Genomic DNA, 13,531 nt, shown 5'->3' with positions numbered 1-13,531 from the left:
TTTTTATAAAGGATAATTTTTAACTACTCGTTTAATAACATTTTCTATTTTTTCAAAGTTAAAATTTAAAGCTTTTTTTATTTTTTCTGCTGAATAATAAGAAACACCATGAGCAGATTTTGCTGAGTGTTTTGTTAGTAAAGGTTCTTTTCTTGTAATTAAAGAAATTAACCAAGCAACTCGCCAAAAAAGAGCAGTTTGCCAAGGATTAATTTTTTGAGAAGGACGTTTTTTGCCAAAAGCATCTGCTATTGAAAAGAAAATATCTTTGAATGATTTGTTTTCAGAAACTAGAATAAATCGTTCGTTTTTTACTTCAGAATTCATTAGTAAAGTCATTGCTTTTACAACATCTTTTACGCCAATAAATCCAGTTATTCCTTCAGTATAAAACTTAAAACCATTATAAATTTGGGTAAATAGCTTGCTTGAACCAGTGTTCCAAAAACCACTTCCTAAAATTACACCAGGATTTACAATTACAACATTAATGCCTTCTTGGCTTGCACGCCAAACTTCCATCTCTGCACCAAACTTTGTTATTGCATAACCGTGATTATCATCTTCGTCATTCCATTCATTTTCTTCAGTAATAATTTCTCCGTTTATAGCATTACCAACTGCTGCAATAGAACCAACAAAACATAGTTTATCTATTTTGGCATCAATAGCAAGGTTTACAACAATAGCAGTTCCGTGAATATTTACTTTTCGCATTTCTCTATAATCTTTAGGATTAAAAGAAACCAAAGCTGCGCAATGATATACTTTTTTAATGCCGATAAATACAGGAATCATAGAAGGAATATCAGTAATATCTGCCTTTATCCATTCAATTTTAGAAAAATGTTGTGTTATTTCAGAAGTATAAAAAGAAAAGATTTCTTTTACTTTATCAAGACTTTCTTGAGCTCTATAAATAGCTCTAATTTTCTCATTTTCTGTGGTTAATTTGTACAGTAAATGAGCTCCAACTAAACCAGTTCCGCCAGTAACTAAAATCATAGCACGAAAATAGTTTTTTTTAAACGATAAAATTATCTTTGCGCTTTTAAAATATACCAAGATGACAAAGAATTTAGTTGAAGAATTACGTTGGCGTGGAATGATTCACGATATGATGCCAGGAACCGAAGAGCAATTGCAAAAAGAAATGACTGCAGCCTATATTGGTTTTGATCCAACTTCAGATTCATTACACATTGGTAGTTTAGTGCCAATTATTTTATTAGTTCACTTAGAAAGAGCTGGGCATAAACCAGTTGCTTTAGTAGGTGGAGCAACAGGTATGATTGGTGATCCATCAGGAAAATCTGATGAGCGTAACTTATTAAATGAAGAAGCATTAGCTAAAAATGTAGATGGAATTAAAAGAACCTTAGCCCGTTTTTTAGATTTTGATAATGGTACTGCTAACTCTCCAATTTTAGTAAATAATTACGATTGGATGAAAAACTTTTCATTTATAGAATTTGCTCGTGATGTAGGTAAAAGAATTACCGTAAACTATATGATGGCAAAAGATTCTGTGAAAAAACGTATTTCTGGAGAAGAATCTGGAGGAATGAGTTTTACAGAATTTACATACCAATTAATTCAAGGATACGATTTTTACCACTTATATAAAGCGCACAATTGTAAAATACAAATGGGAGGTTCTGATCAATGGGGAAATATTACCACAGGAACAGAACTTGTAAGAAGAATGAATGTTGGTGAAGAAGCTAAGGCTTATGCAATGACATGTCCATTAATTACAAAGTCAGATGGTTCTAAATTTGGTAAATCTGAAGGCGGAAATGTTTGGTTAGATGCTTCAAAAACATCAGTATATAAATTTTACCAATTTTGGTTAAATACTTCTGATGAAGATGCAGAAAAGTATGTCAAAATATTTACTTTTTTAGATGAAAAGACTGTCGCAGCTTTAATTGAAGAGCACAAAGAAGCACCACATGTTAGAGTTTTACAAAAACGATTAGCAGAACAGGTTACAACATTTGTACACTCTAAAGAAGAACTAGATAAAGCTATTGCAGCGTCTAATATTTTATTTGGAAAATCTACTTCAGAAGATTTAAAATCTTTAGACGAGCAAACATTTTTAGATGTTTTTGATGGTGTTCCGCAAGCGGAAGTTTCTAAAGAGGATATTGCAGAAGGTTTAGATATGATTGGTGCTTTAGCAGCAAAAACTAACTTTTTAAAGTCTAACGGAGATGCTCGTAGAGCCTTAAAAGAAAATGCTGTTTCGGTAAATAAAGAGAAAGTAAAAGAAGATTTTGTTATTACTTCTAAAGATTTAATAGCAGATAAATATGTTTTGTTACAACGCGGAAAAAAGACTTATTTCTTATTAAAAGTAAATAGCTAAGAAGCAATTTTTACATTAAAAGTTAAAGGGCATCGCTTACAGTTGATGCCTTTTTTTTTGTACTTATTGCAACAAGAACCTTTTGGTTTTATGCAATTGGTAGCACAAGACGCTTCGCAAGAAGAAAGCGAAAGAATATTTTTAACTGCAGTATGTTCTTTATAAAAGATAATCATAATTCTCTGCAAAAATAATACTTATTTAGAATAAATAAAAATAAATAATTAAATTTTTATCTTGCAAGCTTTTTATAAGTAAAGTATTTTTGCACTAAATTTTAAAACTTCTTTTTGAAGCTAAAACTTACAACATATTTTTTTGTTTTGCTATATTTAATAGCAATGTTAAAGCCAATAACACCTTTTGTAGAATATGCTTTAAACTATAGTTATATTGCTAAAGTTTTGTGTATTAATAAAGATGTTCCAGAAATGGAATGTAATGGTAAGTGTTATTTAATGAAGAAGCTAGAAAATCAACAAGAAGAAGATAGAAAAGCATTAAGGGTTTCTATGGAAGAATATCCAGTTGGTTTTGTTATTTTACTTCAAATTAAAGAACATTCATCATTTCTTTTTCAAACTAAAGAAAAACATCTTACTCCTAAGAATTATTCTTTTTTATATACATCTTCAGTATTTCATCCACCAACAGTTTAAGTTTATATATCTGTATTTAATCAATCAACTTTTATAAGTTGATTAGAAACACGCATAAAAAACTTAAAATTTTACAAATGGAAAAATTTATTTTTTTAGGGATATTTGTATTCCTATCAACCTTAATTATAGCACAAGAAAAAGAAGAAAAACAATTAACTAATTGGAAAGGTAATAGACCAGACGGTCATGCACCAGTATCTGTAATGGGAGATCATTACCACAGTAAAGGTGGTATTATGTTTTCTTATCGTTATATGAGTATGAACATGAAGGGATTACTTTCTGGTTCTGATGCGATATCTAATACTGAAGCTCATGATGCTGGATATATGGTAACACCGTTAGAGATGCCAATGAAAATGCACATGTTAGGAGCAATGTACGCGCCAACCGATAGAATTACTTTAGTTGCAATGGCAATGTATACAGAGAACGATATGGATTTGCAAATGAGAATGATGGGTAATATTGTTCCGTTTTCAACATCATCTTCTGGTTTTGGAGATTTAAAATTAGGAATGATTTATAAGTTCTTAAATAAAAACAGACAATCTTTACATGGATCTTTAAACTTTTCTTTACCAACAGGAAGTATTGAAGAAATGGATGTAACACCAATGAGTTCTCCAAATGAAGTTCAATTACCATATCCTATGCAATTAGGAAGCGGAACTTTTGATACAGAATTTGGTGTAACATATTTAGGGCAAAAAGAAACTATTTCTTGGGGAAATCAATTAAAAGCTACAGTACGTTTTGGCGATAATTCTTACGATTATTCTCTAGGTAATAAGTATGAATTAAACAATTGGTTTGCTGTAAAAACTGCCGATTGGTTAAGTTTTTCTGCACGTTTACAGGGTTTAATTGTTGATGAAATTGATGGAGCAAACCCTAATTTAAATCCGATGATGGTAACAACAGCAGATACTACAAATTCTGGAGGAACTTTTATAAACGGTGGTTTAGGGTTTAATTTATATGCACCAAAAGGAAGTTTAAAAGGTTTTAGACTTGGATTTGAATATGCAACACCATTATATCAAGATGTTAACGGAATTCAATTAGAACAAAAAGAAACGATAACAGTTGGTTTACAATATGCGTTGTAATCTTTTATAGAAATTTTTAAAAAGCGAGGTTTTATAACCTCGCTTTTTTTATGCATCTTTGGGTTATGTCTTCCAATAGTAGAATAAATAGAGCGTTTAAAAAAGCAAAAACACTTCCTTTAAATAAAGGTTCTAAATATGTGTTGTTTAGCGATTGCCACAGAGGAAATAATGGTTTTGCAGACGATTTTAAGCATAATAGAGAAGTTTTTGTGTTTGCTCTTGAGCAATACTTAAAAAAGGATTTCACTTATATAGAATTAGGTGATGGAGACGAACTTTGGGAAAATAAGTTTACAGATATTTTTGAAGCTAATAAAGATGTTTTTGGTGTTTTAAAGAAGTTTCACTCTAAAAATCAGCTTCATTTTATTTGGGGAAACCACGATATGGATTATAGAAATCCTAAAAATGTAGAAAAAAACCTTGCTTCTTACTATAGTTTTTCTGAACAAAAAAAGAAAGAATTGATGGTAAATGTTTCTTTTTCTGAAGCAATTATTTTAAAAAAGACAGAAGAAGAATCTATATTTTTAATGCACGGCCATCAAGCAGATTGGTTTAATTACGTTTTTTGGAAATTAAGTAGATTTTTAGTGCGATTTGTTTGGAGACCTTTACAATTAATTGGAATAAAAGACCCAACAAGTCCTGCTCAAAACTTTAAAGAACTAATTAAAGTTGAGCGTAAAATTGAAAAATGGATTCAAAGAAACAATAATCAAATGGTAATTACAGGTCATACACACAGACCAAGGTTTCCAAATTTTGACGAGTTACCTCATTTTAATGACGGTAGTTGTGTGCATCCACGATGTATTACTGGTTTAGAGATTGAAAACAATCAAATTACGTTAATAAAATGGCATTTAGAAAGCGATAATGATGGAAAAATGCATATTAAAAGAACTAATCTTGAAGGTCCAAAAGAACTTTCTACTTACTTTAATATGAAAAAATAATATACTTTATTAACTCCCAAATTTTATTCCGAAGAAAATAGTTCTTGGCGTTGCAGGTCCGTAAATAAAATTACTATCACGTTCTTTTCCAATATCAAATTTAGATTGGTAGCTATCAAACAGATTTTTTACACCCGCAGACAATTCTAAATTGGTTTGTAACTTCGGAAGATTAAAATTATAACTCGATTTAATTCCGACTTCCGTAAAAATTGGAGAAGTAAAATATGCATCAGCAATTAAATTTTGTGGAGAAGCTACGTGTAAAACCTCCATTTTTCCTGTATAAACTAAGTTTAAAGCGGTTTTAAATTTTTGATTTGGCGAATAGGTTAATGTTGCAAAACCATAATTGTTAGGTGTTCTTAGAAATTCATTTTTCGGATTTAAAGCATCTGAATATTGAACAGGTGAAGCGTTTTTACTTGATTGAAATGTAAAACCACTTTCTAATTGCAAAATTCCATCGTAATTTAAACGCGCTTCTAAAGCAATTCCTTTAACGGTTGCTCCGTCTCCATTTCTTTTTTCGAATAATTCACCAAAAGAATCTGTTCCAATATTCTCTAAAATAAAAGAATCGTCTAATTTGGTGTAAAAACTTTCAATAGTAAAACCATAGATATAATGTTCGGTTGGTTTGTCATAATTAAAAGATAAACTATAACTATTAGAGCGTTCTCTTTCTAAATCTTCCGCTAATTGAACCCTTGATATTCCGCCACCTGCAAATGCAATATGCAAATCGGTATCAAAAGCCTGTGGAGCTCTAAAACCAGTTCCCCAAGTTGCTCTAAGTTGTGTTTTTTCAAACGGTTTATAAAGTAAAGAAACTCGCGGACTAATAACATTATTAACTACTTCTTTGTTAATTGCTCTATTGTTTAAGGTGTGATTGTCAAAACGTGCTCCAGCTAATAAATTCCATTTTTCGGTAATTTCCCAATCACTTTGGAAGAAAATTCCAATATTCTGAGTTAATTGATCTACTTTATATTGATAAGCTTCAATTACATCAAAAACATCATCTTGTACAAATTCTCCACCAAAAGTTAGCACATTATTTCCACCCAAAAATTGATCTAATTTATGATTTAGTTGAAGGCCACCTTGAAATGTTGTAGTTTCTGAAGTTCCATATGGCGGATTAGCTAAATGGTCTAAATCTTCAGCAGTTTCTTCCTCTGGACGAATACCGGTATAATGTTCTCTTCCTGTATATTGTGTTGCTAAATATGTGATTAATGAGCTTTTTTCGTCATTAAAATTAATTTGATAATCAATATTACCAACATACACATCGTGTGTTCTTTCTTCAGATTGAAAAGCAAAATGCGGAGCACCTTCAACCATTTCGCCACCATAACGGTATTCATTCATTTTACTAAAATTAACTTCTATTTTTTGATTTTCCGTTGGAAGGAAAAACAAGTTTGTACCAAAAGAAGTATTCTTTAATTCAGGTAATTCCGAAAAATTATCGCCGTTTGCGTCATATAAATTTCGATGTCTATTGTTTACAAAAAAGGAGATTCCAGCATTTCTATCATCATTAACAACAGTTGCGTTTCCTGCAAAAATATGATCCGAAGTTCCTTTAATATTTTGATATGTATAACCAACGCTAAAATCGTTTCGCTTCGGAATTTTAGTAATCACATTTACAGTTCCGCCAATAGCACTTGAGCCGTATAAAGCAGAACCGCCACCACGAACAACTTCAATTCTATCAATCATATTTGCGGGAATTTGCTCTAAACCATACAAACCAGTTAACGGACTAAAAATAGGCCTTCCGTTTATTAGAATTTGCGAATATCCTCCAGCTAAACCATTCATTCTTAACTGCTTATAATTACACGTTTGGCAATCTGTTTCTACACGTAAACCCGTTTGAAATTTTAAACCTTCAGATAAATTACAAGCCTGCACATCAGCTAATGTTTGTGAGTTTATAATGTTTACAATTACGGGAGATTTTGTTCTTCTTTTATCAGTTCTTGTTCCGGTTACCGTTATTTGATCTAATATTTCAGCAGTTTCTTTTAGTGAAAAGTTTACTGTTTTAACTTCGTTAGTGTTTAAAGTTATTGTCTTCCTTTGAGATAAAAACCCAACAGAAGAAACTATTAAAACAACTTTATTTTTTTTGGTTTTTAGTTCGTACAATCCGTTTTCGTCAGCTGTAGTTCCGTTTATTGAACCTTTAACAACAATGTTTGCAAAAGGTAAATCACCACTATTTGCAGTTGTTATTTTTCCTTTTATTGTTTGTGCGTTTACAAAAGCAGATAATAGTAAGAATGCTGTAAAAAACTTATTCATTTAAATTTAATTTTTACAAATGTAAAATAATTTTTAGACTTATCTAAAAATATGTTTTTATAAATCAAAAAGTTATATATTTGCAGTAATGTTTACACAATCGGAAGAAAATTATATAAAGGCAATTTATCATTTAGCTGCAATTTCAGAAAAAGGAATTAGCACCAATGCTATTGCAAAGAAATTGGATACTAAAGCGTCTTCAGTAACAGATATGATTAAAAAATTATCTGATAAAGAAGTGGTTATTTATAAGAAATACCAAGGTGTAACATTAACGGATTTTGGAAAGAAAACGGCTGCATATATTGTTAGAAAACACCGTTTGTGGGAAGTTTTTTTAGTTGAGAAACTAAATTTTTCTTGGGATGAAGTACATGATGTTGCAGAGCAATTAGAGCATATTAAATCACAAAAATTAATTGATGAGTTAGATGCTTTGTTAGATTTTCCAACGCATGATCCACATGGAGATCCAATTCCAGATAAAGATGGGAATTTACAAACTATTGAAAAAAGTTTATTGTCAGTTTTAACTAAAGGTGAAATCGGAATTTTAGTTGGTGTAAACGATTCTTCTTCTGAATTTTTACGTTTTTTAGACAAACAAGGTATTGCTTTAGGGCAACAAATAACAATTATAGAAAAAGAGCCTTTTGATGACTCTTTATCAATAAAAATAAATGATAAGAAATTATCTATTTCAAACAAAATAGCAAACAATTTATATATTAAAAAACAATGAGTACATTTGATCAATTAGTCGATTTTGCCAAAGAAAATCCCATTTGGGCAGCATTATATGCTTCGCTTTTCACTTGGGGATTAACAGCTTTAGGAGCAAGTTTAGTGTTCTTTTTTAAGAAAATGAATCGCGCAGTTTTAGATGGAATGCTTGGTTTTACTGGTGGAGTTATGGTTGCGGCAAGTTTTTGGAGCTTATTGGCACCTGCAATTGAAAATAGTCCAGGAGAAGGTTTTATGAAGGTTATTCCTTCGGCAATTGGTTTTGGTTTAGGAGCTTTAGCGCTTTTTGGAATGGATAAAATTCTACCGCATTTACACATTAATTTTAAGGAAGAAGAGGCAGAAGGTGTAAAAACAGAATGGCACAAAACAACTTTATTAGTATTAGCAATTACCTTGCATAATATTCCGGAAGGTTTAGCTGTTGGAGTTTTATTTGGAGCAGCATCAACTTTAGTTGGTGTAGAGCAAACTGAAATGATAATCGCTGCAATTTCGTTAGCAATTGGTATTGGAATTCAGAATTTTCCAGAAGGATTTGCTGTTGCAATGCCATTAAGAAGACAAGGTGTAAGTAGGTTTAAAAGTTTTTGGTACGGACAACTATCTGCAATTGTAGAGCCTGTTGCAGCAGTTTTAGGAGCATTAGCAGTTTCATTTTTTACACCAATTTTACCATATGCTTTAGCATTTGCAGCAGGAGCAATGATTTTTGTAGTTGTTGAAGAGGTTATACCAGAAACGCAAAGAGATAAATATACAGATATTGCCACACTTGGTTTTATTGGCGGATTTATAGTAATGATGTCTTTAGATGTTGGATTAGGTTAAAATTCATTTGTTATTAAATATTTAAAGCAGAATTTCTTAATTGAAATTCTGCTTTTCTTTTTGTCTTGATTTTTGGCTCATGCTTCCAAAAAGATTATTTTGCAATAAAAATAGCGCTGTGCAACAACCTTCAACTTTTCAAGTATATAACGCATCCGCAGGAAGTGGAAAAACCTTTACACTAGTTAAAGAATATTTAAAGATTTTACTACAATCTGAAGATATTTTCCGATTTCAAAAAGTGTTGGCAATAACCTTTACCAACAAAGCTGCAGGTGAAATGAAAGAGCGTGTAATGGAAAATTTACAAGCGTTTTCCGAAGGAAATGAAACCGATTTATATCCAAAAATTCTCGAAGAAACTTCGTTAGATGCTGCTACAATTACAGAAAGAAGCAAGAAAGTTTTAGATGCAATTTTACAGAATTACTCCGCTTTTTCAATTACTACAATTGATAGTTTTACGCATAAAATAATCAAAAGTTTTGCCTTTGACTTGGGTTTATCGCTCAATTTTGAAGTTGAAATGGATGCAGTTTCTTTGTTGAATGAAGCTGTTGATGTGCTTATTTCTAAAATAGGAACCGATAAAAAATTAACAGAAACATTAATCGATTTTTCGCTAGATAAAGCAGACGATGATAAATCTTGGGATGTTTCTAAAGAATTATATGAATTTGCTCGAATTTTATTAAATGAAGATGATAATCAGCATTTTAGAGAATTAGCTGATAAAAGTTTAGAAGACTTTACAAATTTAAAAAAACGGTTGTCTAAACATCAACAAGAATTAAAAACTTCTTTTGAAAAAATAGGTGAAGATTGTTTACAACTAATTGAAAATGCAAACCTAGAAGCTAAAGATTTTACAAGAGGTACAGTTCCAAAATTCTTTAATGATGTGGCAATAAAAAATTTCACGTTCGATTTTATAAAACGAAGTGAAACTATTCAAAAAGCCATAGATAATAATCATTATTATAATAAAACAGCAAGTGAAGATGTTGTAGCGTCGATAGAAGGTATTGTTCCACAAATTGTTGCTTTTTTCAATCAGTTAAAAGAATTACATCAGCAATTTCTTCTGAATAAGTTGGCCTTAAAAAGTATAATTCCGTTAGCTGTTTTAAATAATATTAATAGCGAATTAACAACTATAAAAGAAGATAATAATCTTCGTTTAAATGCAGAGTTTAATCAGCTTATTTCAGATAATATAAAAGACCAACCAGCGCCTTTTATTTATGAGCGAATTGGGCAACGTTTTATGCATTATTTTATTGATGAAATGCAAGATACTTCTGTGTTGCAATGGCAAAATTTAATTCCGCTGATTGACAATGCACTCGCGCAAGAAAACAGTAATTTATTGTTGGTTGGCGATGGAAAACAAGCCATTTATCGTTGGCGTGGCGGTAAAGCAGAGCAATTTATAGACTTAGGTTCTGAGGAAGAAAATTCAGTAAACCCTTTTTTACTTCCGAAGGATACAAAAACGTTAGAAACCAATTACCGTAGTTATTCTGAAGTGATTGATTTTAACAATAAATTCTTTCAACATACAGCAGCATTTTTACAAAACGAAAGTTATAATAGGTTGTTTTTAGATGGAAATAAACAGTTAGAAAATTCAAAAAAAGGCGGATTTGTTTCACTTTCATTTTTAGAGAAAGAAGATGAAAAAGAAGATGAAAAATTAAAATACCAAAGAAAAGTTTTAGAGCGAATTAATACTCTAAAAGGCGATTTTCAATTGAATGAAATTTGTGTTTTAACACGTAAAAAGAAAGACGGAATTGCAGTTGCAAGTTTTTTATCTGAAAACGGAATTGCTGTAATTTCTCCAGATAGTTTGTTGCTAGAAAACAGTGAGAAAGTTAGTTTTTTAATAAATGTTTTACAGGTAATTCAGCATCCAAAAGATGAGGAAGCGCGTTTCGAAATGTTACATTTTTTGCAGGAACATTTATTGGTTTCGGTTAGTAAAGATGAATTTTTGCATCAATTTGCTAAGAAAGAGATTGCTGTAATTTTTGATGAATTAAAAAGCTATGGTGTTTCTTTTGATTTAAATGCTTTTCAGCAAATTCCGTTTTACGAAAAAGTAGAAACCATAATTAGAAGTTTTAATTTGGTAAATTCTTCTGATGCGTATGTGCAGTTTTTTTTAGATGTTGTTTTAGATCAACAAAGAAAAGGAACAAATATTCAGGAGTTTTTAGATTTTTGGGAAGTTAAAAAGAAGAGTTTAAGTATTGTTGCTTCAGAAAATTCCAATGCTGTTCAGGTAATGACCATTCATAAATCGAAAGGTTTGGAATTTCCAGTAGTTATTTTTCCGTACGATTTAGATATTTATAGACAAGTAGATCCAAAGGTTTGGTTAAATGAATTGCCACCAACTTTTGATGGATTCAAAGAATTATTGGTGCCTTATACTAAGGATTTACAATATGTAAATGATCGTGGTGCTGAGATTTTTCAACAACAAAGAGAAGAGTTGGAGTTAGATAATTTTAATTTATTATATGTTGCTTTAACACGTTCTGTGGAGCAATTACATATTATTACGGAGAAGAAACTTCAAGGTAAAACTAAAGAAGAAAACCATAATTTTTATTCGGGTATTTTTATCAATTTTTTAAAGAAAAATCAACTTTGGAATGATGATGAATTAGAATATTCTTTTGGCGATTTTAAAAGAATAAGTAAGTTTAAAAAGGAAGATTCAATTACTGAAGTGCAAGAAACCTTTATTTCTTCGCCTTGGCAAGATCATAATATTGTTATGCTGGCAAGTGCTTCTAAACTATGGAATACTGAACAAGGAAAGGCAATAGATTTTGGGAATTTAATTCACGAAATGATGTCAAAAATTATCACAAAAGATGATGTTGAAAAAGTAGTAAATCAATATATAAACCAAGGAGAACTTCAACAAGAAAATGCATCAGAAATTGAAAAAAGTATTAAGCAGATTGTAAACCATAATCAATTAAAAGAATATTTTTCAGAAGAAGTTAGTGTTTTTAATGAAAGAGAAATTGTTACAATTGATGGGCAGCTTATTATTCCAGACAGATTGGTTTTCAATAAAGAAAATGAAGCCATTATCATCGATTATAAAACAGGTAAACCATCAAAAAGCTATCATCAACAGTTATTAAAATACGAGCAAGTTTTAAAATCGATGAATTTTAAAGTTGATAAAAAACTACTCATATATATTAATGAAGAAATTGATGTTGTTGAAGTATAGTCAAATTAAGGAAACTTTGTAACTTTGTTTTTTTAAAATTGATAAAAAATGTACGGTAAAATTAAAGATACTTTAAAAAATGAAATCCAGGAAATTAAAGATGCTGGGTTATATAAGTCGGAAAGAATTATAACATCTTCTCAAGATGCAGTAATTAAAATTTCAACTGGAGAAGAGGTAATTAACTTTTGTGCAAACAACTATCTTGGGTTATCTAATAATCCGGAAGTAATTCAGGCAGCAAAAGATACAATGGATTCTCATGGTTTTGGAATGTCTTCTGTACGTTTTATTTGTGGAACACAAGATATACATAAGAAATTAGAAAAAACAATTGCAGATTTTTACACAACAGAAGACACTATATTGTATGCAGCAGCTTTTGATGCTAATGGAGGTGTTTTTGAGCCGTTATTAACAAAAGAAGACGCAATTATTTCAGATAGTTTAAATCATGCTTCTATTATAGATGGAGTTCGTTTGTGTAAAGCGGCTCGTTATCGTTATGATAATAATGACATGGTTTCATTAGAAGAACAACTAATTGAAGCGAATAAACAAAATCACCGCTTTAAAATTATTGTTACTGATGGTGTTTTTTCTATGGATGGAATTGTTGCCAAATTAGATGAAATTTGCGATTTAGCAGACAAATACGATGCAATGGTAATGGTTGATGAATGCCATGCAACAGGTTTTATAGGTAAAACAGGTCGTGGAACTGTAGAGTTAAAGAACGTAATGGATCGTGTTGATATAGTTACAGGAACTTTAGGTAAAGCATTAGGAGGTGCAATGGGTGGTTATACAACAGGGAAAAAAGAAATTATAGAAATTTTACGTCAGCGTTCTCGTCCGTATTTATTTTCAAATTCATTAGCACCATCTTTGGTAGGAGGAGCGTTAAAGGTATTCGATTTAATTTCTAATGACACTTCGTTACGTGATAAATTAGAGTGGAATACTAATTATTTCCGTACAGAAATGGAAAAAGCAGGTTTCGATTTAGTTGGAGCAGATGCAGCAATAGTACCTGTAATGTTATATGATGCAAAACTTTCTCAAGAAATGGCAAATAAATTATTGGAAGAAGGAATTTATGTAATTGGTTTTTTCTTTCCAGTTGTGCCTAAAGAGAAAGCTAGAATACGTGTTCAATTATCTGCATCGCATACAAAAGGCCATTTAGACAAGGCAATTAAAGCTTTTGTAAAGGTGGGGAAAGAACTGAATATTGTATAAAAAAGTAATTTTATTGT

Annotated in this window: 10 protein-coding genes; 8 read left to right on the top strand and 2 right to left on the bottom strand. The window is 30.7% G+C overall.

Going from position 1 to position 13,531, the window contains the following annotated elements; translation table 11 throughout:
• Nucleotides 1–3 precede the first annotated feature (3 nt).
• Nucleotides 4–1,005 (bottom strand): SDR family oxidoreductase, encoded by a 1,002-nt coding sequence (locus tag L1S33_RS02580; RefSeq protein WP_240561110.1) that lies wholly within the window; start codon nucleotides 1,003–1,005, stop codon nucleotides 4–6.
• Between the two features lie 61 nt (nucleotides 1,006–1,066).
• Between L1S33_RS02580 and tyrS the strand changes: the two genes are divergently transcribed.
• The 4 genes from tyrS (at nucleotide 1,067) to L1S33_RS02560 (ending at nucleotide 5,110) form a co-directional block, all read left to right on the top strand.
• Nucleotides 1,067–2,374: a tyrosine--tRNA ligase gene (gene tyrS / locus L1S33_RS02575; RefSeq protein ID WP_240561109.1), complete on the top strand. Its 1,308-nt coding sequence runs from the start codon at nucleotides 1,067–1,069 to the stop codon at nucleotides 2,372–2,374.
• 341 nt (nucleotides 2,375–2,715) lie between these two features.
• Entirely contained in the window at nucleotides 2,716–3,033 is a 318-nt protein-coding gene (locus L1S33_RS02570; protein ID WP_240561108.1) for a hypothetical protein, read from the top strand.
• 77 nt (nucleotides 3,034–3,110) lie between these two features.
• Nucleotides 3,111–4,148: a transporter family protein gene (locus tag L1S33_RS02565; RefSeq protein ID WP_240561107.1), complete on the top strand. Its 1,038-nt coding sequence runs from the start codon at nucleotides 3,111–3,113 to the stop codon at nucleotides 4,146–4,148.
• A 50-nt stretch (nucleotides 4,149–4,198) separates the two neighbouring features.
• Nucleotides 4,199–5,110: a metallophosphoesterase gene (locus L1S33_RS02560; RefSeq protein WP_240561106.1), complete on the top strand. Its 912-nt coding sequence runs from the start codon at nucleotides 4,199–4,201 to the stop codon at nucleotides 5,108–5,110.
• 9 nt (nucleotides 5,111–5,119) lie between these two features.
• Here the strand turns inward: L1S33_RS02560 and L1S33_RS02555 are convergent, their stop codons facing one another.
• On the bottom strand, nucleotides 5,120–7,435 hold the full coding sequence (locus L1S33_RS02555; protein ID WP_240561105.1) for a TonB-dependent receptor: 2,316 nt from the start codon (nucleotides 7,433–7,435) through the stop codon (nucleotides 5,120–5,122).
• Nucleotides 7,436–7,523: 88 nt separating this feature from the next.
• Between L1S33_RS02555 and L1S33_RS02550 the strand changes: the two genes are divergently transcribed.
• From L1S33_RS02550 to kbl, 4 genes are all read left to right on the top strand, one after another.
• Nucleotides 7,524–8,180 carry a metal-dependent transcriptional regulator gene (locus tag L1S33_RS02550; protein ID WP_240561104.1) on the top strand — a complete coding sequence of 219 codons (657 nt, stop codon included), beginning with the start codon at nucleotides 7,524–7,526 and terminating at the stop codon, nucleotides 8,178–8,180.
• Nucleotides 8,177–9,013, top strand: coding sequence for a ZIP family metal transporter (locus tag L1S33_RS02545; RefSeq protein ID WP_072556238.1), 837 nt, complete (start codon nucleotides 8,177–8,179; stop codon nucleotides 9,011–9,013). The genes L1S33_RS02550 and L1S33_RS02545 overlap by 4 nt, the downstream gene beginning before the upstream one ends.
• Before the next feature lie 118 nt (nucleotides 9,014–9,131).
• Complete coding sequence (locus tag L1S33_RS02540; RefSeq protein ID WP_240561103.1) at nucleotides 9,132–12,272, top strand: UvrD-helicase domain-containing protein; 3,141 nt, start codon at nucleotides 9,132–9,134, stop codon at nucleotides 12,270–12,272.
• 48 nt (nucleotides 12,273–12,320) lie between these two features.
• A complete protein-coding gene (gene kbl, locus L1S33_RS02535; protein ID WP_240561102.1) occupies nucleotides 12,321–13,514 on the top strand; it encodes a glycine C-acetyltransferase in 1,194 nt (397 codons plus the stop codon).
• Nucleotides 13,515–13,531 lie beyond the last annotated feature (17 nt).

This window comes from Tenacibaculum aquimarinum, assembly GCF_022478115.1.
GTDB classification, from domain to species: domain Bacteria; phylum Bacteroidota; class Bacteroidia; order Flavobacteriales; family Flavobacteriaceae; genus Polaribacter; species Polaribacter aquimarinum_A.
This window is presented reverse-complemented; position numbering and strand designations above follow the sequence as displayed.